Origin of the sequence: Pseudoalteromonas sp. SR43-3 (assembly GCF_014163875.1) — a bacterium.
GTDB lineage: Bacteria > Pseudomonadota > Gammaproteobacteria > Enterobacterales > Alteromonadaceae > Pseudoalteromonas > Pseudoalteromonas distincta.
On record NZ_JACJEC010000021.1, the window covers coordinates 52207 to 75631 of the forward strand.

Consider the following 23425-nt stretch of genomic DNA (forward strand, 5'->3'; position numbering starts at 1 on the left):
TCTTATTGTTATAAGCCGAAAAATTATCGGCTAGTTATTAGGTTACTGTACGCTTTACCGCTGGCTTTAACAGTTCGTTTTTGTGTGTTGTAGTCTACGTGTACTATTCCAAAACGTTTTAAATATCCTTCAGCCCATTCAAAGTTATCCATTAGGCTCCAAGCAAAGTAGCCATCTACTTTTACACCTTGCTCAGCTGCGTTATGTAGGGCATTTAAATGCTCGTGGTAATATTCAATACGGTCGTTATCTTTGATTTCACCGTCTTTAAATTCGTCAGCCATAGCTGCACCGTTTTCGGTAATATAAATAGGCGGTAGGGTGTATTTTTCGTTTAACGATACAAGTAACTCTGTAAGTGCTTTAGGATAAATTTCCCAGCCTATATCGGTCATTGGCGCTTTATGTGGCAGCTCATGGTAAAAGTCGGTTTCGCTTGCTTGATAATGCATGCGGGTATAAAAGTTAACCCCTAGGTAATCTAGCGGTTGAGCAATTATTTCCATGTCGCCATCTAAAATATCTGGGAGGTGGGCCTTAGGTAATTGCTTAATAATATCAGGGTATTTACCTTGCATTACAGGCTGCATGTACCATTGGTTTATGTAGTCATCAGCAAATGCAGTCGCTTTTAAATCGTCTTCACTTTGGGTAACTGAGTAACAAGGCGTAAAGTTAAGTACAATACCGTTTAGTGTATTTGGGCTATTTTTAGCAAGTACTTGCATAGCCAAACCGTGACCCAGTAATAGGTGGTGCGCGGCTTTACGACCAAATTCGCGACCTACTATGCCAGGTGCATGTACGCCTATTTCGTAACCTAAGTAAGAGCTGCAAAAAGGCTCGTTTAAGGTGGCGTAAGAGTGCACACGTTCCCCAAAAGCTTTGGTAATTAAATCTGTGTAATGTGCAAATTCGTAAGCGGTGTTACGGTTTAGCCAGCCACCTTCATCTTCAATATGTTGTGGTAAATCCCAGTGGTATAGCGTTACAAAAGCTTTAATGTTACGACGTTTTAATTCATCTAAAATGTCGGTATAAAACTTAACGCCTGTCGGGTTTAAGTGACCGCTTTTAGTCATTACGCGCGGCCACGAAATAGAAAGTCTGTAAGCGTCTACACCTAATGATTCAATTAAGTTTATATCGTCTTTCCAGCGAGTGTAGTGCTCGCAGGCTACATCGCCATTTGAATTATCGACTATTTTGCCTTCTTTACTGCAAAAGGTATCCCAAATACATGGCAAGCGATCAGCTGCGCCGCCTTCAATTTGAAATGAGGCCGTAGCTACACCATAAGTAAAATTTTTGGCTAAAAGTGGTGAGCCACTAGGTAAAGATAATTGTTTCATTAAGAGAAAACCTCTGCTTCTTTTTTGGTAAAGTTTGCTTTGTATAGAGCGTATATTAAATTTATTATTGGAAGCGCTTCCATATTTAATTTGATTAATCACTAAGTATGGTATTTAATAACTTTAAGGAAGCGCTTCCATATTTAGGTTAGTGGCTATTGCTAAGTAGGTCAATAGTTAAATTTAAATAACAAATAGGCGCTCACAAAATCACACTGACACAACACAGGGCTATAAAAATGAAAAAAAGCTTAAACACTAACAGGTTACACATGCTCCCTATTTTAATAGGAGGATTGTGCGTTTTAAGTGGGTGTAACAAACAAGAGATTAACGCAAATAATAGCCAAAGCGCCGTAGTCAAAAAGGCTGAGCATGAGCAAGGTGATTTATCACTTTGGCCAACGCTTAAAAGCAAAGTAGTGAAAACGCCTGAAATTGAAAATACGATTGCACAGTACTTAAAAACAATGACGCTTGAGCAAAAAGTAGCGCAGATGATCCAACCTGAAATTCGCGATATTAGTGTTGAAGACATGCGTAAATATGGTTTTGGCTCGTATTTAAATGGCGGTGGCTCGTTCCCAAATGCTAATAAGCATGCAACGCCTGCAGATTGGATAACGCTTGCGGAGAGCATGTACCAAGCCTCGGTTGATGACTCAATTGATGGCAGTAAAATTCCAACCATGTGGGGCACCGATGCCGTACATGGACATAATAATGTGATTGGTGCGACGTTATTTCCGCATAATATTGGTTTAGGTGCTGCTAATAACCCCGCATTAATTGAGCGAATTGCAGCAGCTACTGCAATAGAGGTAATGGCAACAGGCATAGATTGGGTATTTGCACCGACTGTTGCGGTTGTGCGCGACGACCGATGGGGCAGAACGTACGAAGGCTACTCAGAAGACCCTACAATTGTACGTGAGTATTCAGCCGCAATTGTAAACGGATTGCAAGGCAGAGCCGATGAAGACTTTTTAAGTGACAAACGCGTAATTAGTACTGTTAAGCACTTTTTAGGCGATGGCGGCACAGTAGATGGTGACGATCAAGGCGATAACATTGATAGCGAAGAGGTGTTATATAACATTCATGCGCAAGGTTATATAGGTGGCTTAACCGCAGGTAGTCAGTCGGTTATGGCATCGTTTAATAGCTGGAATGGTAAAAAAAATCACGGCAATAAATACTTACTTACCGATGTACTAAAAATAAAAATGGGTTTTGATGGCTTTGTTGTAGGCGATTGGAACGGGCACGGACAAGTTGCCGGCTGTACAAATGAAAGCTGCCCGCAAGCTGTTAATGCGGGGCTTGATATTTTTATGGTGCCAACGGGTGCTTGGAAACCACTTTATGAAAATACAATTAAACAAGTAAAAGCGGGCACAATAACAATGGCGCGAATAGATGACGCCGTAGCACGTATTTTACGCGTTAAATTACGCGCGGGTTTATTTGATAAACCAAGCCCTGCAAATCGAAAATATTCAGGTAAATTAGAATTAATAGGTGCGCAAGCACATCGCGATATTGCCCGCCAAGCGGTAAAAGAGTCGTTAGTACTGCTTAAAAACAACAACCATTTATTACCGCTTAACCCGTCAAGCAACATACTTATAGCAGGCGATGCGGCCGATAACATAGGCAAGCAATCGGGCGGTTGGAGTATTACGTGGCAGGGAACTAATAATCAAAATGCAGATTTTCCTGGGGCAACGTCTATTTATGCGGGGCTAAAAACGCAAATAGATGCCGCTGGCGGTAACGCTATTTTAAGCCCAACGGGTGAGTTTAATACCAAACCCGATGTAGCCATTGTTGTATTCGGTGAAGAACCATACGCAGAGGGACATGGCGATAAAGACAACCTTGAGTTTGAACGTAACAATAAACGCTCTCTTAAAATATTAAAAACATTAAAGCAGCAAGGTATTGCGGTGGTGTCGGTGTTTATATCGGGCAGACCAATGTGGGTTAACAGCGAGCTAAACGCGTCAGATGCATTTGTAGCAGCATGGCTTCCTGGCACTGAAGGACAAGGCATTGCTGATGTTTTATTAGCGGATGCAAGTGGGCAGGTACAATACGACTTTAAAGGTAAATTGTCGTTCTCGTGGCCTAAATCGCCACTACAAACCGCAGTAAATAAGGGCGATGCTAATTACTTACCATTATTACCCTATGGCTTTGGCTTAACGTATAAAGATGAAAGTACGCTTGCCAATAATCTAAATGAAGACTCAGGTGTTGATGTTAGTAACCTTGCGCCGTTATCTATATTTAATGGCAGTTTTAAAACACCGTGGCGTTTGTTTTTAAATTCAAACAGCGAGCAGCACCAAGTAGCAAGTAACAGTGTAAAGCTTGGCGGTATTACTTATCGCACTGAAGACAAAGCGATTCAAGAAGATGCGATGCAATTTAATTTTGATGGCACTGCACCCAGCTACATCGAAATTAATAGTAACTTTACCGAAGACAAAGTGGCCTACATTGAAGCAAATTCCGCCCTTAGCTTTAGCTATAAAGTAAACCAAATACCTAGCTCGCAAACATACCTTGCAATGAAGTGCGAACAAGGCTGTGGCGGCGAGCTTGATATTACCCGTGATCTTGAAAATGCTGATTTAAATACATGGCAAACCATGAGCATAGATTTAACGTGTTTTGCTAAAAAGGGTGTTGATTTTGCCAGAGTAACCAGCCCTTTTATTATTAAAACGGCAGGCGAGCTTAACGTTTCAGTTGCAGATATTAGCTTTGAACCACAAGGCGCTGAAACAGCAAAAATAAAGTGTGAGTAGTAGAGTGCTTATAAGTTAAGTTTATTGTGTGTTGTCTCAAAGCCCTTAGTAATAAGGGCTTTTTTTAAAGAGGATATTTATGCTGGGCAATACTGCTTTAAAAACTCATGATGAGGCGGTAATTGGCTTACGCGTTGCTCTATTTGTTGCTTAATACCGTGTAAAAAACGGGTGAGTTCTTCATCGCTCATCATGCTGGCTATTAAATGATGTTGATTAGGCTCAATACCCTGACCAAGCATAACTTGCACCCACGAGTCGACTCTAAAAATGTCGCCATCGTCTAAAAATACACGGCCGGTTTGTTTAAACAAATCAATTTTATGCTGAAGTGTTTTTGGCACTTCCATGGCGCTACAGTGTTGCCAAAACTCACTGTCATCGCGATTAGTTACTTTGTAGTGCAGCACAATAAAGTCGCGAATATTTTCAATTTCGCTTTTAAGCTGTTTGTTGTATTCGTCAATGGCGTGATTGGTAATGCCATTAAACGGAAATAAACGCATAAAGCGAATAATACCCGACATAATTAAGTGAATGCTGGTGGATTCAAGTGGCTCTACAAAACCGCTAGCAAGGCCAAGCGCTAGGCAGTTTTTGTTCCAGCCCTTTAAGCGCCGCCCTGTTTTAAATTTAATAATACGGGGCTCTGTAAGCGCCTCGCCCTCAATGTTATTTAATAGTAGCGCTTTGGCTTGTTCGTCATCCATATATTGGCTGCAATAAACTAATCCGTTGCCTACACGGTTTTGCAGCGGTATACGCCATTGCCAGCCGCTTTTGTGGGCAATAGATCGGGTAAGTGGCAATACGGTCTCGCTGGTTGATTTTGTTTGCACCGCAATGGCGCTATTACACGGTAGTAAATGCGACCAGTCTTCGTAGCCAGTATGCAATGCTTGCTCTATTAATAAGCCTCTAAAGCCAGTGCAATCAATAAAAAAATCGCCGTTAATGTGCTCGCCATTATTTAAAATCAATGATTCTATATGGCCCGTTTTAGGGTTTTTTACTACTTTTTGTATTTTACCTTCAACGCGTTTTACACCTAGTGGCTCTGAAAATTCACGTAAAAACTGCGCGTAACGCGTGGCATCCATATGGTAGGCATAGTTAATAGGGTTTTGCTGATTAAACGCAAACTTACCGGCTTTAGCCGCTTGCAGCTCGTAGCAGTAATCGCCAAATGGGTTGTTTATTCCAAGTGCTTTACCTTGCAGCCAAAAGTGATGAAATTCACCCGCCCAACATTCTTTGCCCGTTGCGCCAAATGAGTGAATATAATGCGTGTTTTCATCGCCCCAGTTTTCAAAGCTAATACCTAATTTAAAGCTGGCTTGAGTGGCTTTCATAAATGCTTGCTCGTTTATACCCAGCAATTTATGAAATGTACGAATAGGCGGAATTGTTGCTTCGCCAACACCTACAGTGCCAATATCGTCAGATTCAACAAGGGTTATGTTTATATTGTTACCAACTAGTTTAGCAAGTGCCGCTGCGGCCATCCAACCTGCAGTGCCGCCTCCAGCAATTACTACGTTTTTAACAGCGTTTGTTTTAGTCATTATGTGGCTGCCCATTATTTGATAAAAGATGATTTAAAAGCGCGCGATTACTTGGCAGTCCATTTAAGCACTGCGCTATTTTTTCGCGATTTTGCTGATAATAGTAATCCCCAGCGCGTGGGTCGTTAAATGTATTTTGTGCAGATACTGTTTGTGTATCAAAGCCCATGCCATATAAAACGTATTGGTAACTGCTTGATGAAAACACTTCTTCGTTTTCAATAAAATCAAAGCGGCTAGGGGGCTGAAATTGCCAAAGCTTAAGTAAGTTTTGCAGGCGCTCGGGCGCGGTATTTAAATTACCAATATCTTGCCAATAGGGAGTGTCGTCGCGCTCGCTTAGTACATAATGAAGTTTTAAAAATTCAATAACGCGCTGCCAACGAGTGCTAAAGCGGCTGTTAAAACGACTTGCAAGCTGGCTCATGTGGGTGCGGTTTTGCGGTAGTTGCTCGCTTATCATGCTAATTGAAAGTTCAACCATAGCAAGAGCTGACGCTTCAAGCGGCTCTAAAAAGCCAGCTGACATACCCACGGCAACACAGTTTTTAATCCAAAATTGTTCCCTGTAACCAGGGCTGTATTTTAATACACGGTAGGTAAGTTGCTCAGCTTGTTGCTCACTGGTGCTTTTGGCTATGTAGCTTTTTAGTGTATTTGTTGCGCTTTCATCACTTTGATATTTACTACTAAATACATAACCTGTACCACGGCGTGTTGGCAGGGCTATATCCCAAATCCAGCCGTTACTTTGCGCTGTAGATAGCGTAGCAGAGGCGATTGGCTGATCGGTGTGTGCATTAGGTATTTGCGCCGCAACAGCGCTGTTATTAAATAAAATATGATCTTGCGCTATAAACTCACTATTAAAATGCTCACCAATTAAACGAGCACGAGAGCCTGAGCAATCTATAAATAAATCACCTGTTATATCGCCATTATTATTTGTTTTTAATGAAGCAATATAGGCATGCTCGTCGTTAATAACCTCGGTTACATCGTCAATAATATGTGTAACGTTTAGATTTTTAACACAGTGATTTTTTAAAAACTCAGCAAATTTACCCGCATCTAAATGATAGCCATAGTTGGTGACCGCTGCATATTCGGGTGTTTGTAATTGTTTTGGTGCAAGTGCTGCTTGGCATACAAAGCTTTGCATATTAACAACGTCGGCAAATTTTTGATCAGGTGCAATGCGTTGCCAGCTGGCGTGTAAATTAGTGTGCTCGTAGCCTTGTGGATTCATAAAAGGGTGGTAGTAGTTTTCTCCCTCGCTGAGGTTGCGCCAATTTATAAATTTAGAACCTTGCTTAAATGATGCGTCGCACTGGGTTATAAAATCAATTTCTTTAATGCCAATGCGCTGCAGCGTGTTACGCATTGACGGCCATGTGCCTTCGCCGACGCCCAATATAGGCACATTTGCCGACTCCACTAACGTTACATTAAGGTGCGGGTGTTCGGCGGCTAATAAGCCTGCGCTTAGCCAGCCGGCAGTACCACCACCTAAAACGACTATTTTTGTTATTGGTTTGGTCATGAGTTAACACCCTAAAGTTGATAACAATTAAACTAGCATTAATACTGTTTTAAATACAAAAAAGCCGCTAGTAAAAACTAACGGCTTCACTTTGTATTACCTTTAGAAGTTGTAACGCATACCAATATTGTAACGTGCACCTAGCTGTTGTAGGTTCCACAATTGAACTGACGTACGGCCATGTTCGCGGCTGTTTTGTTCAGTAATGTTAAGGCCTTCAACAAAAAACGATAGTTGTTCGCTGTAGTTGTACGCAACATTAAAGTCGATTTGATAATATTCTTCAGTAAAGCCTGGCTCGTTTACGTATCGAGCTGCGCTATTTAAAAACTTATCACGCCAGTTGTAAGCAATACGTGCTTGAAAATCATCGTTTTCGTACATTGCAATAAAGTTAGCTGTATCGCTTAAACCCACTAGTGCAAATTGTGTTGTAGTAGGGTCAGCGTTTACATCAAAGTCTATGTCGCCATTAACTGTGGTGTAGTTTGCTTGCACACCAAAACCGCTTTCACCAAAAAAGTGCTGAAAGGCAATTTCAAAACCATCAATGGTGGCATTTTTATTGTTGGTAGGTACTTGCGCTGTAAATTCTAGTAATGGGTCATCGCTGTTAGCAATTACATCGTAAGCGGCTTCAAACTCTTCGTAGGTCATAGAGTCAAAATCAACGCCATTTTCTGTTGCGGCAACCATTTGAAATAAGTTTGAATCGGTTAGAGCAAGTCCGCGAGATTCTAGCTCAGCAATGGCAGCTTGTGCGCGAGGACCCGCTGTTGCATCGCGTAATCCGTAGTAGTTTTGCGTCATTGGTGTTAAACCAATAAAGTTTTCGATGTCTTTAGTGTAATAACCTACCGACACATAACTTGTTTCTGCAAAGTACCACTCAGCCGATACATCAATATTATCTGATTCAAGCGGCACTAAACCAGGATTACCCGTTGACGCTGTAGCCGGTGAAGAACCCGCTAAAAGAGTAGGGGCACCTGGTACACCAACAGTCGCTGCTGAACTTAAGTTATCGTAAGTTGGGCGAGCAATTGTCGTGCTATAAGAAAAACGCGCTTTTACGTTTTCAATTACTTCTATGTCAAAGTCAAAGCTTGGTAAAAAGTGATCGTAGCTAGATTTAAGCGTGAAATCTTCTTTAGCTGAGCCAAAACGAACATTAAAGTCGTTATTACCTTCCCACGCTACTGCGTTAGGTAAATCGATATTAGCCGTTGAGGTAATGTCGGTAGACTCTTGGCGCGCGCCAATAACAATGTTGTATGGCATATCGCCAATGTAACCATTGTAAGTAAATTGCACAAACGCAGCGGTTATGTCTTCTTCAATGGTGCGGTTTGTTGCAAATGCGCCATCGGCTGCAAAGTTAAAACCGTATTCTTCACCTGCCCAGTAACCAATTTGAGATGCGCTGCCAGTATAACCTTGGTTGAACGAGCCCGATGTATCGTAGTCGTCAAACTCAGCTAAAAAGTTTGTTGGGTTTAGGTAGCCATCAGGTAGTTCGCCTGGGTTTTCTATACCCCAGTTACCCATTGTATTACGTGTAAGTGATTGCAGTGAATGGCTTTCCATAGAGCGAGACTCTATACCAAAGTCAATTGCCCCGTTTTCAATTTCGTATTTACCATGGATTCTAAATTCTGTGATTTCAGATTCTTGGCGAGCAAAGTTAGAATCTAAAATAGACGTACCCACATCAGAGGCATCTAATGTGTTATTACAATTTAGGTTATCTCGGCGGCAATCATCAAAATCGATACTCATTGATGGAAGCTCGCGGCTAAAATCAACTTCTTGTGCGTTAACTACGTTTGCGCCTAAGCCTGCGTTTACCCAGCTGCCGTAAGGTGCATCTGGTTTGCTAGTGGCTTTTGAATTGTGCGCATCAAACATAAAGCTTAATTCTGAGTTGAAATAGTACTCAACGTTTAAACCAATAGAATCGTTTTGGTTAACTTGGTTTAGCTCTTGAAACGCTAAACCTAAATCGCGTGTTTGCTGATCGCGACGTTCTTCTCGGTAATAAATAGGGGTTTTTACCGTGTTGTCGTCAAATGTTAGCGCGCTTTTGTAGTTATCCATCCAAATTGATTGCTCAGCACGGGCTTCGAATAAATCTTGCTTAGAATATGTGTAATCAAGCGTGGCTGTTAAATCGTCAATAGGGCTGTATTGCAGCGTTAATTGCGCGTTTGTACGAGTACGTTCTCTGTCGGCAATGGTGTAGCGCAAATCTGATGGCATTGAATAAAGCTGGCCAACGGCGGGTGCATTAGTTAAAACAATATCGTCTGCAGCTTGTGGGATTGTGCCGTCAAAAGCTGATGTATTCCATTGATTTACAAACGCACCTGTTGATGAGCTATCGCGTTGTTGCATGCTTGCAGTTAACGAGGCACCAAATTTAGCTTCACTGTCGGTCCAGCTAATTAAGCCCGAAAGCTCAGGTGTTATGTCATCACCAACGCGGTTTGTTGAGTCGTGTAAAGCTTTTACGCCAATGCTTGAAACAAAGCCTGGGTTATCAAGTGGGCGAGCGGTATTAATATTAATTGTTGCGCCAATACCACCTGATGCAATGCTTGCTTTACCAGTTTTATATACTTCAACCGATTTAACGCTATCAGACGCTAAGTTTGCAAAATCAAATGCACGAGAGCTGGGTGTACCACCGCCTGCAGGCAAAGATGCCGCCGGCATTGTACGCCCGTTTAGGGTTACCATATTGTAGTCGGGGCCAAAACCACGAACCGTTACTTTAGAGCCTTCACCATTTGAGCGATCAATCGACACACCCGTAATACGCTGTAGCGACTCGGCTAAGTTGGTATCTGGGAATTTACCAATATCTTCAGCTGATATAGCATCTACAACACCGGCGGCGTCGCGTTTTAAACGAGTCGACTCTTTAATACTGCTTTTAAAACCAGTAACTTGGATTACTTCAACATCTGTATTTGCTTCTTGTGCATATACAGGCAAAGAGATTGATGCACCTAAAATCAGAGATAGGCTGGTCGCTATCTTTGTTTTTCTTACAATATGGTTGGACATTCGGTTTCCCTCGCGCTTTTATCATTATTATTAACAGCTTGTATGGGGCTGTTATTGTGTAGTTATAAACATTGTCAAATGTGTGGAAGCGCTTCCAGAAAGTTCTGTTTAAATAGATTTTGTGGAAGCGCTTCCAGAAATGCTAGTTTATATTTTGAATAGGGTCAACTGTTGTTTTAATAAAATGAGACTAAATTGTTTTTAAAATGTATGTTTTTTGGATTTAATTTTATTTAAATCATAAATTACAATTGGTTATAAAAAGCCGTTTGCAATAGTGCTGTAACAACATTTTATTATAAGAAAACCAATTATTGATTAATTTAGTTATTTACACATTTTTATAAGGTATTTAAATCAGCTTTTAATACTAGCTAAAATTAATAAATCGGCCGTTGGTCACTCAACAAAAAATAGGTACATTTGCTAACTTAGCGAAAATGCCGATGTAGTGATTATGTACAACGCAATTGATGAAAACGCATCAAGCGGCGGTTCTATCTCAGTTTATTAATCGGTCATTAAAAACCAGTAGTTGTTTAAAAAATCGTTAATTAAATCACTAAAAAGTAACGTAGTTTTTGCAGAAGATGGTTTAAAAATAAACTTATAAAGTATTGCGCATAAGGTGTTGCGAGTCGCTAGTTTTATCGCTATTTTAAAGGCTCTCTCATAGATGGATTTTATTATGCGCATTAAATTTTTAGCGAGCTTTTATTCTTTCTTCTTGTTTGCTCTGTTTGGTTGTGACGACCAAAGTATGGCAATTCAAGGTAGTCCTCAGCTAAATAATAATGTAAGTAACTCACCCTCTAATCTCAAAGTAAACACGCCTCCAGCAGCTCAAACACACGAACCCGCTTTAGTGGTCGGTATGCTAGCAACACATTGTAAAAGTAATGAAGCAGCCTACATTAACGCAAAAATGCATAAAGTTGTGCGTAACCCAGATGAAAATACAGCCTACAAGTTAGAGCCTACCGATAAAGTGCTTTCTATTTGTGTTGCAAAAGATGACTCATCGCTTAGTTATCGATTTGGTAGAGTTAATGACATAGGGCTTGAAAAAGAAGCTACACCAGATGCACCATTTGGTAGTTACTACAGGCAAGTAGGGCGTATTGGCGAGAGTATTTTATTTTTTAGTAACGGCGAATATCACTACTATATTATTAACTCAGGCGGTATGGGCAGCGGTGTAACCGTTAATGTTTATGAAAACGATACATTAATAACTGAGCTGTTTTCGGGTAATGATCCTTACGATGATTTTGTTATAGCAACCGATTTAAATTTCCCTAAAAAATTGGTTATCGAAAAACAGCCATTTAATAAGCAAATGCAGTAAATAATGACTCCACAGCAGCAAAACGTTATAGAGCAAGGGCATTGGTTTAAAAACCGTAGCGCTTATTTAAAAAGCTTTTTATTAACGCAGGGCAAAACGCTCTCACTAAAGGCTCAGCAATCATTATTTTTGCGAGGTGATAAGCACGATGGAATTTATGCAGTGCTTAGCGGCGTGGTGCGTATTAGTGGCGTAAGTAACGAAGGCAAAGAAGCAGTATTGAGCTTTATTGATTCATCACTGTGGTTTGGCGAAGTTACCTTGTTTGATGGTGGCCTGCGCACTCACGATGTATATGCACAAACTGATGTTGTGCTTTTTTACGTGCCCCAACGCGCGCTTGAACAGCTATTAAACGAACAGCCACAATATTGGCAAGAGTTTGGTTTATTGCTGGCACAAAAGTTACGCCTAATGTTTACCTCAATGGAAGATCACGCATTACTAAGCGCTGAGCAAAAAGTATGCAATCGACTTTTAATGCTTAGCGAGCATACAGAGCACTTAACACCACTTGTTTTATCTCAGCAGCAACTTGCTGATATGACCTACCTAACGCGCCAAACTATTAATCAAATACTGCAACAGCTTGTTAGCTTACAAGCTATTAGTTTGGGGTATCAACGCATAACAGTTTTAGATAAACAAAAGCTACAAGCGCGTGCTACACAAGCTTAAATAGAGACCGCTTTATTTAGTTGGAACCAAAATTGCTACATAATATGTAATGCAACAATGGATTTGAGCTAATGACTACAATAACCTTTAAAAATCAATATAGTAATTATAACTCTCCTACAGTAAATAAAGCGGCAGGTCCAAGCGAAGTTGCGGCAACTAATACCCTCCCTAACGTAAAAACAAGTGATACTAAAGGCATTACCTCAGCCCCTAAAGAACCAACATTTTTAGAAAGTGCCCAAGAAGCACTGGTTTATCAGCGCTTAGGTGTAAACAAAAACAAAATAGACGAGCTAAAAGCGACAATAGAAGAGCTTATTAAAGAACAGCAAAGTGAGGGCGCAGACCCTAGCGCAATTGCTGATAAAATAGAGAAACTTCAAAAAATGCTTGAGCAAGAGTATCAAAAAGGGCGCGAGCGAACGGATATGAAAGGTGAGCATGAGCCGGGTAAAATAATTTCTGCATTTGTTTAATTTACAAAATGTCGGATACCTGACATTGTTGTTGTGTCTACTTTTGCTAAAGTAAGTTTTATATATAAAAATAAAGGCAAAACAATGAAAACACTTCAACAGCAACTTGGTAAATATGGTTTATATCATCGTTCTAAGCGTAATGTGCTAACGCACTTTATTGGTATTCCGCTCATTGTATTTGCGGCGTTGTGTTTACTAGCGCGCATTCAAATACCCCTTGGTAGTGTAGTAATTGATGGTGCACAACTTTTTGTATTAGCGTCGGTTGTTTATTATTTTATGCTGAGCTTTTCGCTTGGCTTTATTATGGCCGTGATATTCACTTTACTCCTTGTTGGTGCTCAGCCTATTGCGGCAATGGCGTTTTGGCCTTGGTTGAGTATTGGCGTAGGTGTGTTTGTATTTGGCTGGGTATTACAGTTTATTGGGCACTATTACGAAGGTAAAAAACCGGCGTTTGTGGATGACCTAATTGGTTTAATTATTGGCCCTTTGTACGTAACTGTTGAGCTACTATTTTTAATGGGTTTTTACAAAACATTAGAAGATGAAGTAAACGCAATAGCAGGTCCTACAAAGGCGTAAAATACTTTACTAAGTACCTTTATAAAACCTAATAAATAACAATAAAAGGGCAGATAACGCATGCAATATAATAATAAAACCGTGTGGATCACCGGCGCATCATCAGGTATTGGTAAAGAGCTCGCTATACAATTTGCCGAGCTTGGAGCGCGCGTTATTTTATCGGCGCGCAATGTAGATAAACTAAACGATTTAAAAGCAACGCTTAAAGGCGAAGGGCACTTAGTTGTGCCGTTGGACTTAGCACAGCCAGAGCATGTACTGAGTACAATAACAGCAAAAATGAGCGAGCTTCCTGCAATAGATATTTTAATTAATAACGGCGGCGTATCGCAGCGTAGCTTATTTTTAGAAAACGACTTTAACGTGTACCGCCAATTAATGGAGGTTAATTACTTTGGCTTAATTGCACTTACTAAAGCTGTATTACCTACTATGGTGGCAAGGCGCAGTGGTTCAATTGTGTCTATTAGTAGTGTGGCGGGTAAAGTAGGTTCAAAATTTAGAACGGGTTATTCGGGTTCTAAATATGCGGTGGTTGGTTTTATGGATTGCCTACGTGCAGAAGTAGCACAACATAATATTCATTGTTTAACAATTTGCCCAGGCTCTATTAAAACAGCAATTGCGCATAACTCACTAAACGAGCAAGGCATAGCGCAAAATAAACCAGAAGAGTCGATAGAAAATGGCATGGATGTAAGCGTAGCGGCTTCAAAAATGATTCGTGCCATTAGCGATAAAAAAGACGAAGTAATTATTGGCAAAGGTTTAAGTGGTTGGGCGCCTACAATTAAGCGCTTTTTTCCTACTTTGTTTAATCGCATTACTGCAAAAATAAACTATAGGTAGCGTCGTTTATTTCAAAAGCGTAAAATGCCGTAAATGTGATCAATTTAGAAAAGGATTCTAAATGAAGTATTTATGGTTGAGCCTGTTTTTTATTGTATTAATTTGGTCTGGTATTAACCCAAAAGATCAATTTACATGGCTGCTTGAAGTTATCCCCGCAATTATTGGTTTAGTGCTGCTAGCAAGTACCTATAGCCACTTTAAACTTACCCCTATTTTATATACATTTATTTTAGCGCATTGCATTGTGCTGATGATTGGCGGGCATTACACCTACGCCGAAGTCCCTTTTTTCGATAATTTATTTGGTAGCGAGCGTAATAACTACGACAAAGTAGGGCACTTTTTTCAAGGCTTTGTACCTGCACTACTAGCACGCGAAATTTTACTGCGCAAAAAAGTAGTAAATGGTCGAGGCTGGTTAATCAGCTTTGTTATTTCGGTATGTTTAGCATTTAGCGCCTTTTACGAATTAATAGAGTGGTGGGTTGCAGTGTTAAGCGGCGAAAACGCAGAAGCGTTTTTAGGCACGCAAGGTTACGTGTGGGATACCCAATCAGATATGGGACTGGCGTTATTTGGGGCTATTTGCTCGCTATTAGTACTTTCAAAAGTACACGACAAACAGCTAAAAAACGTTAAAGATTATTTATAGGCTATAGGAACGTTCTATAGAAATGTTTATAAAAACATTGATAAAAAAGACTACTAACGTATGACAGCAAAAATTAGTAACTACTCAATCAGCACAGATAAAAGCAAACTTAACTTTAATGTTATTTATAACTTTATTGCTAACAGCTATTGGGCCAAAGGCATCCCTAAAAGCGTGATGCAATCGGCTATTGATAACTCAATGTGCTTTGGTGTTTACAGCGCTCATAACGAACAAGTTGGCTTTGCTAGGGTAGTGACCGATAAAGCAACCTTTGCCTATTTAGCCGATGTATTTATTGCCCCGCACTTGCAAGGAAATGGGCTGAGTAAGTTACTCATTAAAACGATAGTAGAGCACCCTGAGCTACAAGGGCTCAGGCGCTTTTTATTAGCGACTTCTGATGCCCACGGGCTTTATGCGCAATACGGGTTTAAACCGATAGACAACCCAGCACTGCTAATGCAAATAAATCCTGAGAATGTGTATGGTGATAGTAAGTAGAGAGTACTTTCTAAAGTGGGGTTATTTTTTTTATGATTCACTATATAGCTAATTAGTAAGCTGTTTTTTGATGTTATAAACTTTTTGGCGGTAGATATTAATACTCTTTTAAATACGATATTTTTTCTTCATTGATAGAGCATAAGAAAGTACAAATAGAGCCACCCACCAAGCAGCAAATACCCACAATCCAGGCTTAAGTTCACACCATTCTTTAATGTTAATAACACCATATATAAACAAACCTAGAGAGATGAGTGGTAAAATAAATAAGGAGTAAAAAAGATATTTAATAAAGTTTGATAGAAGTTTTTGATACAGTTTATGCTCATTATCAGAGCGAAACTCGATCATTAAAAAAATACATTGTGAAGATATAAGCAAAAGTATTACTTGTAATAAACACCAGCCTAAAGCCGCCAAAATTGCGATCCATTGCATTGTCATTTTCGTTTTCCTTACCTTTTTACTTTAACAGATTGCTATAAAGCTATTGGTATATTTTACCTTTGTGTTTTAACCAACCACCAACATGATATCCGTTGGGATCTTTATGAGTCCAGTGTACTACGGCCACCTTTTTATTCCACTCATACTCTCTATAAAATTGAACATTATCACTTTTCGAAATCAATTTAATTTTTGGGGCTAGGTCAATGTTATGTGCGATTAAAATAGTAATGCTGAACTTAATTTAAGAATAAACTTTTGATGACGCCAGCCTTTATTATCGACGTTTAATATAGGAATCTTTTCGTCAACGACTGAGCATTAACGGATGAATATCAAGCGTCTTAGCAACCTCCTTTATCAAGACATCGTCTCGTAAGCTTAGTTCGACTGCTTTGATTTTGAAATTAACTGGGTAAAACCGTGTCTTTCTAGCTTGAGTATATCTAGGCATTTTAGTCTCCTCATAGTGATGAGGAGGTGTCCACTAAAACGGGTGAGGAGCACAGTCCTTTTGAGTGACTTGTTATACGTTTTTGCTGCACTCTTTCAGTAACCGTCCCTTTGCAACTGATTCATTTTTTAAAAAGTTAACCATGAAATGATAATCAGGGTGTGTTTTTAAACTACGACTAACAAAATAAACGTTAGTTGTATTAATAGAGAATGTTTCACTAATATCCGCCCCTGGATTGTTGCCTGCTAACAAGCTAAATTTGAGTCCAGGAATATTAAACACTATATGTTGGTAGCCATCATGGTTTTTAACTGTTGGAAAACCCATTGTTGGTTTATCTACTATTTGATTATCAACATATACAGCTAGGTATGTATTTGCAGGAAATTCAGTATTTCCTAATAGGTAATCTGAAAAAGCAACCATGCTTTCTTCACGAATTGAATTCTTTGTATCAGGAATACCGTACCCGCTCCAATCTGTTACGGACAATCTCCAAGCAATGCTTACAGCAAAGTACATGAAATTAAGTGCTATTTTATCGTTGGAAGGAAAATACCATCTTTCATCTTGTACATGAGACAACGCTTTAAATTTTTTTATCTTTGTAGCTAGTTTAAAACCGTTAGGTCGAGCCATAAAAGAAATTACTTTTTCTTCCCCATTTTTGGAGAATTTCAATTCACAACTTTCACAAAGTAAATGTTTTTTAGCTTGCTTGTCTGTATAGGCTGCTGATTTATCTGAGCCATTAATCAAAACAATGTTTTGTCCGTGTTCAGGGAAACCTTTACTAATTGATCGGTAAATAGCTTTAGGCATAAAGTGACTATCTTTAAGCTTCGCTGATTTTCTACACAATGCACAGAGTCCGTTCACCAAACCTCCTTAAACGTATAACGCCCACAATAACAGGCTAAAAGTGGTTGGCTAAAATTTAGGAACGAAGTGACTAAAGCCAACCAGTTTTAGTCCTTGTTGATTTGCCTTGTTATATGTTTATTTGCTGGAGTAGTGCTCAATAGAGTTCCTAAGCATATCCTCATACATTTCAATATACTCTGTAATATTAGCTTCGAGGTTGTTTGGGGATGATTTATCAAGAATGTTTTGAGCATTGTAGCAAGCGGTAGCAAATAGCATTGAAGAGCTTGCTTGAGACATTGAAGTCTCAGTCTCAACTTCAATCGCTTTTTCTAAATACCGGCCGACTACTTCTTCAAATTTTTCATCCATACTCTGAACATTCCCTAAACATATAATAGCTTTATCAGAGGACACTTTCCTCTTTTATGAGCAAAGTATGTCCTCTTAATTATTTTTAATATTAATAACAAATCCTGTAACACATTGCGAGTATTAAACTTTGAGTCGGGCTGTTCTTTTAATAATATGCAGAAAAGAGGAAAACGTCCTCGTTTTTTGACTTAGGAGGAAAAACGCCAGCGCGGTACATAAATTCAGCAATTAAGTATTTAAAATGAAAACCAAATCCGATTTTAAATCATTTAATAGTCACTAAAAAACGCCAGCGATGACGTAAGTAAACGCTTTAAGCACACTTGTTTGTGTAAACATATTATAGAAGGGGGTTTAGGGATGGTGGAAGCTGTAAAGCGAGGTCATGAATTATTTACTAAACGCGTCTTCCTTCTTTTAAAACAGGGTAGACGCGTTTAAGTATCTTATACCAGTCGACTTAAATATTTAGCCTTTCTAGCGTGCTAAATAAAGCGTTAACGGCGTTATAAACTTCTCATGTAGAACAACTACATGTCGAAATTTATGCCTTGTTATCACTCTATTTACCCGTCGCTATAAATGTCTAATAACTTAACACGATTGGTATTATTTAGCTTTTTTTGCCTCTAGAGTTTCTATTTCACTCCAGATTTTTTCGGCTTCGGCGCTTAACATTGCGAAGCTTTTAATGTCGCCTTTTCTTTGTGCCTGCATGCCTTGCTCTAGTTTTACGTCGTATTCTTTACGCAGTTTTTTTACGGGATCAGGCTTTAAAAATGAAAACATTAGTATTCTCTTAATTTATTAAATTATATGTATTTAGTGTACGCATTAATTGGCTTAATAGTTCTTTGTTTGGTGAAAATGTTTACTTTGCGCTTTAAAAGCGCAAAGTAAACGCAGTGTAATTTTGCGTGCCAGTGCTAGTGCTTACGTTTCTGGCTCTAGGCGTTTAATACCTTGGCCATCAATACCTAAATAAATAAAACCATCACTGCCTTGGGCTAAGCTGCGTACTCTGCCTATTCCATCGAGTATTTTATATTGCTTAACAACCTTACCCTTTGAGATTTCCAATGCGCTAATAAATGCAAATTTCATTGATGCTAATAATAGCTTACCTTTAAGCTTTGGGTATTTATCACTCGTTACATACAACATATCGGAAGGGGCAATTGAAGGGGTCCAGTGTAATACGGGCGATTGCATGCCGTCTTTTTCATTAAGGTCTGTAAACTTGGTACCGCTGTAGTTAACGCCATAACTTACTAAAGGCCATCCGTAGTTAGCGCCTTTTTTTATTATATTAAGCTCATCGCCGCCGCGTGGCCCGTGTTCGTGAGACCATAAAATATTATTTTGATTATCAAACCACATGCCTTGTGGATTACGGTGTCCATAAGACCATACCGCATGTTTTGCATTTTTTTGTTTAACAAACGGATTATCACTTGGGATATTACCATTTTCGTGTAAGCGATAAATTTTACCGCCGTCCCGCGTGAGATCTTGCGGGTTTATGTCGCGCGAGCCGCGATCGCCAATTGAAAAATAAACATAACCTTCATCATCAAACACAATACGACTGCCATAGTGCTGGCCTTTGGTACTATTATGCTCGCCTTTGTACAGCAATTGCTGATCAGACAACTGCGTATGATCGTCACTTAGCTTAGCGCGCATTAAGGCGGTGTTACTGCCGCTTCCTTTGCCCTCACTACTTGAGTAACTAAAGTATAGCCATTGGTTTTGCTTACTATCGGTGTGTAGTGATAAATCAAGCAATCCACCTTGGCCATTAGCGTCAATGTCGGGCAGCCCAGAGACTTTAGTTAACGTAGTGGTATTTTTAGGTAATAAAAATAACGTCCCACTGCGCTCAGATATTAATAAATCACCATTAGCTAAAGGCTCAATAGCCCAAGGTATAACCACACCTTCTGCCGCTGTTATTGCGTTAACGCTAAGCGCTAAAGTATCGAGTTCTTTATAGTTTTTTACGTAATCGCTTTTTGCATGCGCGGGTGCGTTAGTAGCAAATATAGCAATGGCTAGGCCTGCACTTATTAGTTTAGGGAGTGTGTTATGTGACATTAAATTTATCATTATGGCTTCCAAAATTAATCTAACCTTACACAACCTTATCATGGCATAAATAAATTTGTTAAGTGTTGAGTTGAATGAAAAATACACACTTCTATTTATAAAATTACCTCTTCACAGGAAATTGTTTTAGCAATTAGCGCTAATAAAAAAATTGAATAATTACTCTATTGGGGTTGAAAACTTAAAATTTGAGCGTACACTTGTGCGCTGAAGTTTTGGGCGTACACGTGTAAGTTCAAAATAATTAAGATTTGATAGAGATTTAACCATGATGACTCAAGTACTAAACCAATTTTCAAAATGGTTTTTACACCATCAAAGTTTTGCAGGCTACATAGAGCCAATAATGCAGGTGTTTAAACCTGCATGGCGTGCAGGGCAGTTTAGAGCGCAAGTAGTTAGTACAGCTGTACTTGATGGCGGTTTTTTAAGTGTACAACTTAAGCCAAGCAAACAATGGCAGGCGCATACGTCAGGGCAGCATATAAGTTTAACGCTTGAAATTAATGGGCGATTATTAACACGCGTTTTTACCGTGGCCTCAAGCGCTCAGCAATTTAAAAATACAGGTTTGGTGCGCTTACTAATCAGAACAAATGCGCAAGGGCGCTTTACAGGTTTACTCAGTAGCGCATTAAAAGCGGGTTTGTGGTGCAATATTTCTGCGCCAAGCGGCGACTTTGTGTTTAAAAACACACACACGCCAGCCACTTTTATTGCAGGCGGCTCGGGTATAACACCTATGCTGGCTATGCTTGATGATTACTTAAGCCAAACTACGCAAAAAGTGTCGTTAGTGTATTACGCAAAAGCCACTGAGCATCAATGTGTTGATGAGCTAAGTGAGTTGGCAGCGCAATTTGAGCATTTTTCGTTTTTATTATTAACGCGTGAGCAATCAAGCGATATAACCAGCAATATTAAGCCGTGGGGAAACCCAGATATTTACTGCTGTGGTCCTGCGCCATTTATGCAAACGGTGAGCGATTTTGCTAAAACGCATAAGCTAAATTACTACCAAGAAGCCTTTGGTTTGGCGCTGCCTAGCTTAAACGGCGACAGCCAATTTAATGTAAAAATTAACGCCAGTGCCCATGTTGTATCGGGCAACGATGTTTTACTGACTCAGTTTGAAGAAAAAAAGCTCCCCGTTAAACGCGGTTGCGGTATTGGTATTTGCCATCAATGCCAATGTATTAAAAAGTCAGGCGTGGTACGTAATTTAAAAACAGGTGAATTGAGTGACAACGGCGAGCAATTAATACAACTTTGCGTAAGCCAACCTGTTAGTGATTTGGAGTTACAATTATGAAAAACATTAACTATGACATGCTCGCAAGCGAGCTAGATGCCATTAAAATGGACACCCTTGGCAAAGTTGGCCAACAAGATGCTGACTATATTCGCTCTGTTGTGCGCAAACAGCGAGTGTGTGAATGGAGCGGGCGAATTTTGCTTATGCTTGGTTTTATTCAGCCACTATTGTGGGTTGCAGGCGTGCTGCTATTAGCGCTTGCTAAAATTTTAGACAATATGGAAATTGGCCACAATGTAATGCATGGTCAATACGATTGGATGAACGACAAGCAACTTAACTCACAACATTATGAGTGGGACATAGCGTGCGATGGACAAAGTTGGCACCGCGTTCATAACTTTGAACACCATACGTATACTAATATTATTGGTAAAGACAGAGACTTTGGTTATGGCTTGTTGCGTTTAAGCGATGATTTTAAATGGCGCTTTAAAAATGTATGGCAGTTTTTTACGTATATTAATTTAAGTGTGTTATTCCAGTGGGGCGTGTCGTATCACGAGTTAGCTGCAGAGCGTGTTTTTATCGGTAAAAAGAAAGAAAACCGTGAAGGGCTTGTATCGCACTCTACATTAAAGCAACGCTTTTTTAGTAAAGGCGCTCGCCAGTTAATTAAAGATTATGCGATATTTCCGTTACTTGCAGGCCCTTTATTTTTATGGGTATTGGCGGGTAATTTAGTAGCAAACTTAATCCGTAATTTATGGACATCAACCATAATATTTTGTGGTCACTTTACTGAAGAAACGCAAACTTTTAAACAAGAAGACTGCGTAAACGAAACGCAAGGACAGTGGTATTATCGCCAAGTACTGGGCTCGTCAAATATTAAAGGGTCGCATTGGTTTCATGTTTTAACGGGGCATTTGAGCTGCCAAATAGAGCATCACTTATTTCCTGATATGCCGTCTTCGCGCTATCAAGAAGTTGCACCTCAAGTACAAGCCGTTTTGAAAAAACACGGTATTGATTACCATACAGGTAGCTTTTTTAAACAGTATACCTCGGTGTTAAAACGTATTATTAGATATTCGTTCAAGTAAATTATTTACCTTTAAGAATCGGCTAGTGCAACTGTATTAGCCGATTTTTTTGTTTATAGCACCCAAAGCGGTTGATTAGTAAACAGCACTTGCAAAAAATTCTCATAGTTAATTAAAAAAGCCTTACTTTAGCTATGGTTAAATAGCGTGTGATTGTCATACAATGGAGGGAAATAGACCACACAAGAGAGATTAAAATGGCCGCATTTGGTACCGTGTTTATGCCGCAGATGATTCAAGCTCGTTTTTCTGATAATAAATGGAGCGAAAGCTCAATTGTCCCTTCCGATAAACTTGAACTTCATGCTGGTGCGCACGTTCTTCATTATTCAAGTACATGTTTTGAAGGCTTAAAAGCCTTTCGCCATGAAGATGGTTCTGTTTATCTTTTTAGAATGGATGCAAATATTGCACGCATGCAACAAAGCTCAGCGCTATTAAGCTTACCGAGTTTTGACAGCGATATGCTAAAAGCGATGATTATCGATATTATGCGCGAATACGCAGATGAAACGCCATTACCGCCGGGCTCTATGTATATTCGTCCAACGCACATTGGAACTGAGGCTGCAATTGGTAAAGCGGCAGCGCCATCAATGAGCTCGCTTTTATACACGTTACTATCGCCAGTAGGTGATTACTTTGCCGGTGGTGCAACTGCACTGCGTGTACTGCTTGAAGAAGATGGCATGCGCTGCGCTCCGCACATGGGTATGGTAAAAAGTGGTGGTAACTACGCCAGTGCACTAGCTCCTATTAGTGCTGCACGAACTAAGTATCAAGCAGATCAAATTTTATTTTGCCCAGGTGGCGACGTACAAGAAACCGGTGCTGCTAACTTTATACTTATTGATGGCAACGAAATTATTACTAAAGCGCTCGATAGCACGTTTTTACATGGTGTAACGCGTAATAGTATTTTAACCATAGCCAAAGATTTAGGTATGACGGTAAGCGAGCGTAACTTTAGCGTTACTGAGCTATTAGAGCGTGCTGCTAAACCAGGTACTGAAGCGGCGCTTTCGGGCACTGCAGCTGTACTAACTGCTGTGGGTACATTTATTCATAACGATAAAGAGTACAAAGTAGGTACTGGCGAGCCAGGCCCAACGACTGCACGCCTTCGCCAAGCATTGAACGATATTCAATGGGGTAAAAGTGAAGACAAGCACGGCTGGTTAACTAAAATCTAATTATAGATTTATCAGCAACTCGCATTAAAAAGCCACCTAATCGGCTGTCTCTTGATCACAAGTCTGACTCAAGAGATTTTGCTAAATCGTAGCCTTCCAGGATGGCTTGTAACTTAAGCCATCCTTGCCATAACACTTTCACAGATGCACGCCCTGTGCGCTTGGTA

The 23425-nt window shown here is 39.8% G+C and carries 21 protein-coding genes and 1 pseudogene; 11 read left to right on the forward strand and 11 right to left on the reverse strand.

Translation table 11 applies throughout. From position 1 onward, the window contains the following. Positions 1-23 precede the first annotated feature (23 nt). Complete coding sequence (locus H5088_RS17535) at positions 24-1352, reverse strand: GH1 family beta-glucosidase (RefSeq protein WP_182753985.1); 1329 nt, start codon at positions 1350-1352, stop codon at positions 24-26. 239 nt (positions 1353-1591) lie between these two features. On the opposite strand from H5088_RS17535, the gene H5088_RS17540 reads away from it, so the two are divergent. After that, on the forward strand, positions 1592-4168 hold the full coding sequence (locus H5088_RS17540; RefSeq protein ID WP_182753987.1) for an exo 1,3/1,4-beta-D-glucan glucohydrolase: 2577 nt from the start codon (positions 1592-1594) through the stop codon (positions 4166-4168). A 77-nt stretch (positions 4169-4245) separates the two neighbouring features. On the opposite strand, the gene H5088_RS17545 is transcribed toward H5088_RS17540, so the two are convergent. The 3 genes from H5088_RS17545 to H5088_RS17555 all read right to left on the reverse strand — a co-directional run bounded on the left by H5088_RS17545 (position 4246) and on the right by H5088_RS17555 (position 10345). Continuing rightward, positions 4246-5733, reverse strand: a complete 1488-nt coding sequence (locus tag H5088_RS17545) for a tryptophan halogenase family protein (RefSeq protein WP_182720436.1) — start codon at positions 5731-5733, stop codon at positions 4246-4248. Continuing rightward, on the reverse strand, positions 5726-7276 hold the full coding sequence (locus H5088_RS17550; RefSeq protein ID WP_182753989.1) for a tryptophan halogenase family protein: 1551 nt from the start codon (positions 7274-7276) through the stop codon (positions 5726-5728). The genes H5088_RS17545 and H5088_RS17550 overlap by 8 nt, the downstream gene beginning before the upstream one ends. A 102-nt stretch (positions 7277-7378) precedes the next feature. Further along, the gene (locus H5088_RS17555; RefSeq protein ID WP_149602463.1) at positions 7379-10345 is read right to left on the reverse strand and encodes a TonB-dependent receptor; all 2967 of its coding nucleotides are present in this window, start codon (positions 10343-10345) and stop codon (positions 7379-7381) included. A 676-nt stretch (positions 10346-11021) separates the two neighbouring features. Between H5088_RS17555 and H5088_RS17560 the strand changes: the two genes are divergently transcribed. The 7 genes from H5088_RS17560 (at position 11022) to H5088_RS17590 (ending at position 15449) form a co-directional block, all read left to right on the forward strand. After that, positions 11022-11693 carry a hypothetical protein gene (locus tag H5088_RS17560; RefSeq protein ID WP_182753991.1) on the forward strand — a complete coding sequence of 224 codons (672 nt, stop codon included), beginning with the start codon at positions 11022-11024 and terminating at the stop codon, positions 11691-11693. 3 nt (positions 11694-11696) lie between these two features. Beyond that, positions 11697-12371 (forward strand): Crp/Fnr family transcriptional regulator, encoded by a 675-nt coding sequence (locus tag H5088_RS17565; RefSeq protein WP_182711610.1) that lies wholly within the window; start codon positions 11697-11699, stop codon positions 12369-12371. A gap of 71 nt (positions 12372-12442) precedes the next feature. Then, positions 12443-12850, forward strand: coding sequence for a hypothetical protein (locus tag H5088_RS17570; RefSeq protein ID WP_182753993.1), 408 nt, complete (start codon positions 12443-12445; stop codon positions 12848-12850). 84 nt (positions 12851-12934) lie between these two features. Next, the gene (locus tag H5088_RS17575; protein WP_010553511.1) at positions 12935-13438 is read left to right on the forward strand and encodes a DUF962 domain-containing protein; all 504 of its coding nucleotides are present in this window, start codon (positions 12935-12937) and stop codon (positions 13436-13438) included. A 60-nt stretch (positions 13439-13498) separates the two neighbouring features. Further along, entirely contained in the window at positions 13499-14290 is a 792-nt protein-coding gene (locus tag H5088_RS17580) for an SDR family oxidoreductase (RefSeq protein WP_182753995.1), read from the forward strand. 61 nt (positions 14291-14351) lie between these two features. Further along, positions 14352-14945 carry a DUF2238 domain-containing protein gene (locus H5088_RS17585; RefSeq protein ID WP_182753997.1) on the forward strand — a complete coding sequence of 198 codons (594 nt, stop codon included), beginning with the start codon at positions 14352-14354 and terminating at the stop codon, positions 14943-14945. A 60-nt stretch (positions 14946-15005) separates the two neighbouring features. After that, positions 15006-15449: a GNAT family N-acetyltransferase gene (locus tag H5088_RS17590; protein ID WP_182695591.1), complete on the forward strand. Its 444-nt coding sequence runs from the start codon at positions 15006-15008 to the stop codon at positions 15447-15449. A gap of 108 nt (positions 15450-15557) precedes the next feature. Here H5088_RS17590 and H5088_RS17595 read toward each other — a convergent pair whose 3' ends face one another. The 7 genes and pseudogenes from H5088_RS17595 to H5088_RS17625 form a co-directional block, all read right to left on the reverse strand. Continuing rightward, positions 15558-15896 (reverse strand): hypothetical protein, encoded by a 339-nt coding sequence (locus H5088_RS17595; protein ID WP_024597909.1) that lies wholly within the window; start codon positions 15894-15896, stop codon positions 15558-15560. 43 nt (positions 15897-15939) lie between these two features. Continuing rightward, complete coding sequence (locus tag H5088_RS20500) at positions 15940-16083, reverse strand: DUF3465 domain-containing protein (RefSeq protein ID WP_232007048.1); 144 nt, start codon at positions 16081-16083, stop codon at positions 15940-15942. A gap of 126 nt (positions 16084-16209) precedes the next feature. Continuing rightward, positions 16210-16353: pseudogene (locus H5088_RS17605) on the reverse strand (transposase); the annotation flags it as partial. A gap of 72 nt (positions 16354-16425) precedes the next feature. Continuing rightward, the gene (locus tag H5088_RS17610; RefSeq protein WP_182753999.1) at positions 16426-17235 is read right to left on the reverse strand and encodes a hypothetical protein; all 810 of its coding nucleotides are present in this window, start codon (positions 17233-17235) and stop codon (positions 16426-16428) included. 120 nt (positions 17236-17355) lie between these two features. Further along, complete coding sequence (locus H5088_RS17615; protein WP_024600116.1) at positions 17356-17592, reverse strand: DUF3144 domain-containing protein; 237 nt, start codon at positions 17590-17592, stop codon at positions 17356-17358. Between the two features lie 612 nt (positions 17593-18204). Then, positions 18205-18384 (reverse strand): DUF6435 family protein, encoded by a 180-nt coding sequence (locus tag H5088_RS17620; protein ID WP_007375469.1) that lies wholly within the window; start codon positions 18382-18384, stop codon positions 18205-18207. Between the two features lie 144 nt (positions 18385-18528). Further along, the gene (locus tag H5088_RS17625; RefSeq protein WP_182754001.1) at positions 18529-19704 is read right to left on the reverse strand and encodes a PQQ-dependent sugar dehydrogenase; all 1176 of its coding nucleotides are present in this window, start codon (positions 19702-19704) and stop codon (positions 18529-18531) included. Positions 19705-19972: 268 nt separating this feature from the next. Between H5088_RS17625 and H5088_RS17630 the strand changes: the two genes are divergently transcribed. The 3 genes from H5088_RS17630 (at position 19973) to H5088_RS17640 (ending at position 23258) form a co-directional block, all read left to right on the forward strand. Then, positions 19973-21016, forward strand: a complete 1044-nt coding sequence (locus tag H5088_RS17630) for a flavin reductase family protein (RefSeq protein ID WP_182754003.1) — start codon at positions 19973-19975, stop codon at positions 21014-21016. Further along, positions 21013-22065 (forward strand): acyl-CoA desaturase, encoded by a 1053-nt coding sequence (locus H5088_RS17635; RefSeq protein WP_024595642.1) that lies wholly within the window; start codon positions 21013-21015, stop codon positions 22063-22065. Before H5088_RS17630 ends, H5088_RS17635 begins: the two co-directional genes overlap by 4 nt. A 191-nt stretch (positions 22066-22256) precedes the next feature. After that, on the forward strand, positions 22257-23258 hold the full coding sequence (locus tag H5088_RS17640; protein WP_310737277.1) for a branched-chain amino acid aminotransferase: 1002 nt from the start codon (positions 22257-22259) through the stop codon (positions 23256-23258). Positions 23259-23425: the final 167 nt, after the last annotated feature.